The sequence below is a fragment of the Aquabacterium sp. NJ1 genome, from assembly GCF_000768065.1.
GTDB lineage: Bacteria > Pseudomonadota > Gammaproteobacteria > Burkholderiales > Burkholderiaceae_C > Aquabacterium.
Genome location: NZ_JRKM01000006.1, coordinates 1 through 2,309, shown reverse-complemented (window position 1 = coordinate 2,309; position 2,309 = coordinate 1). Strand labels below are relative to the sequence as shown.

Here is a 2,309-nt window from a genome sequence, read left to right as displayed (position 1 = left end):
CGCTGCGGAGCAGCGACGTCCCTGTTGAACGCCCAGTTAGGCTGGTGAGCGCAGGAGAGGGTGTTGAGAACACGACGACCCAACTGCGTGCATTGATGCTGGGCCTTTGCATGGCCGCTCCCTTGATTTGATTTTCAGAGATTTTGCCTGATGCTGGTGGGCCGTGGCAGTGCGGTTTCCCTGCGCTGAGCGCCGAAGGACGCGCGGCCAGCTGGGTGACGGCATGCGGAGAGATGGCGTGGCACATGATCACCATTGCCTGCCGAAGAACAGGCAACCAATTGCCGATGGCGTGTGGCACTTTGGCGCAGCTGACTGGCCAGCGGGCTGCCGTAGGACAGACAGCCAGATTGAGGCGTTGCCAAGCACCTCGTGGCCATGCTGGACGAACCTAAAGCGCCAAACTTGAAGCAGCGAGGAGATGCTTGGGCGACAGAGAGAAAGGCCGTGGCATGCATCAGTGCTCTCGCGCGAAACACCGATGGCTATTGATTTTCACGTGGCACGACATGAAGCAGCCTTGCCAAAATGCGGCCTCAAAAAGTGGGGCCTAACGCCCAAGGTAAGCGGCGCCGGAAGGAGCGCAGCGACTGAAGGGTACCAACAAGGGCCAGGACAATGGCGAAGCCATGGCCCTTGTTGGCGTCCGCTTGACCGACCAGTTAGGCTGGGGCACGTAGCCACGGTGGTGCAGTTGCAGGTTGACCGGCAGCTAAGCAACATAAGCCTGCCCAGTGGGGATCCATCCCTTCTTTGTCCACCCCTCCGCTGGAGCAAAAACAGCAAAGCCGCCACTCACGAGACGCTCCGCGAGGAGTTGCAGACTTGTATTTGCTCGATCATTTACCTTGATAAAAAGCCAGAACGGATACTCAGGAAGCACTGAACCGTCAGAGAGGCAGACGTCGGTGCTGAGCTGCGCGCTTGAGCAGCGATAGTACGTGCCGCCTTCGTAGTTAGCGCTGTCACGTTCTGATGGTTCATCAAGCAGCAGGCCTTGAGACACAAGCGATGCAGCCGCCTTAAGGGGTAGGGCGGTATTCAGTGGTCGAACGAAAAGCACATGCATTGTGTGATGAGGCCTAACGCCCAAGGTAAGCGGCACCGGAGCACCGCAGGTGCGGAGGGCACCAACAAGGGCCAAGACAATGGCGAAGCCTTGGCCCTTGTTGGTGTCCGCTTGACCGCCCAGTTAGGCTGGTGACCGTAGGAGAGGGCCTTGAGAACAAGATGACCTCACTGTTCAGAAAACTTGTAGAGGGCGGCGCCAATTTGAAGTGAGTCGATAACACCTTGGCCTGCATCAGGCGTGGCGAGATCGTACTTGTAGTAGCGAACTGTACCCGGTCCAGAAGAGACAAGGCTGAACGCGCTCTTGGGATCGTTGCAGGGAAATGCGCGCGTGTTAACCGGGCAAAGGAACGTGAGCCTGCGCTGTTGGGTTAGCACTTCAATGCGAGCCGAATTGCCCTTATACCGTGCGATGAACTTTAGTGGACCAGTCGCTGCTGACAGAACGTTTTGAGTCTTCACGTGCCCTGTATTGCCGACAAAAAGCAGGGTCGGTACAGTCGCGGAACAAATAAGTGCTGCACATATGAAAAGTGCCTTTTTCATGAGCGTGTGCTGTATCGAAGTGGGGGCCTAACGCCCAAGGTAAGCGGCGCCGTAAGGAGCGCAGCGACTGAAGGGTACCAACAAGGGCCAGGACAATGGCGAAGCCTTGGCCCTTGTTGGCGTCCGCTTGACCGCCCAGTTAGGCTTGTGGATAGGTGCTGCATGGATCAAGTGCGAAGCTCCCTTTCGCCACCAGCCAAGAGCTTGGGCCTTTTGCGCGCATTTTCAAACGACTGGGCGTCATGTATGGCCTGTGTTTCATGGCTTCAAGCTCTTTGCCAATAGTGCTTCTGACATGAGTAGGCCGCAACCAGGACATTTATCCCAATTCGTCATGATCTCAGTCGCATGAACGCCCCGACCTTCTTTGATTTCCCAACTGTAGCCACATCGTGGGCAGGCGGCGCTTTTGGAAGGCGAGATGCGCTGCCGCAATGAAAGGGCTATGTAGTGCAGCATCCCTGCGCCGGCGCAAGAGACAAGGGCGCGAAGCTTCAGCGCGCTTTCCGTCGTTGGGGAGACGACGTACCAAATGGCAAATACAAGGCCAGATAGCAGCAGCGAGAATAAGAGGGCCCAATTGCGCGCCGATCGATTTCGTCGTGCAAGCGCTTTCTGCTCTTTTACGGAAGCGACAAGCTGATCTGTACTTTGCTGCATGCCAAGCGTGGACTTTGTGAGGGCCTAACGCC

The 2,309-nt window shown here is 56.9% G+C and carries 2 protein-coding genes; both read right to left on the bottom strand.

Annotated features, from left to right (window positions below):
- On the bottom strand, positions 1-247 hold a 247-nt coding region (locus JY96_RS24095; RefSeq protein ID WP_235334072.1), incomplete at its 3' end, for a hypothetical protein.
- A 989-nt stretch (positions 248-1,236) separates the two neighbouring features.
- Positions 1,237-1,617, bottom strand: a complete 381-nt coding sequence (locus JY96_RS23445; RefSeq protein ID WP_152606700.1) for a hypothetical protein — start codon at positions 1,615-1,617, stop codon at positions 1,237-1,239.
- Positions 1,618-2,309 lie beyond the last annotated feature (692 nt).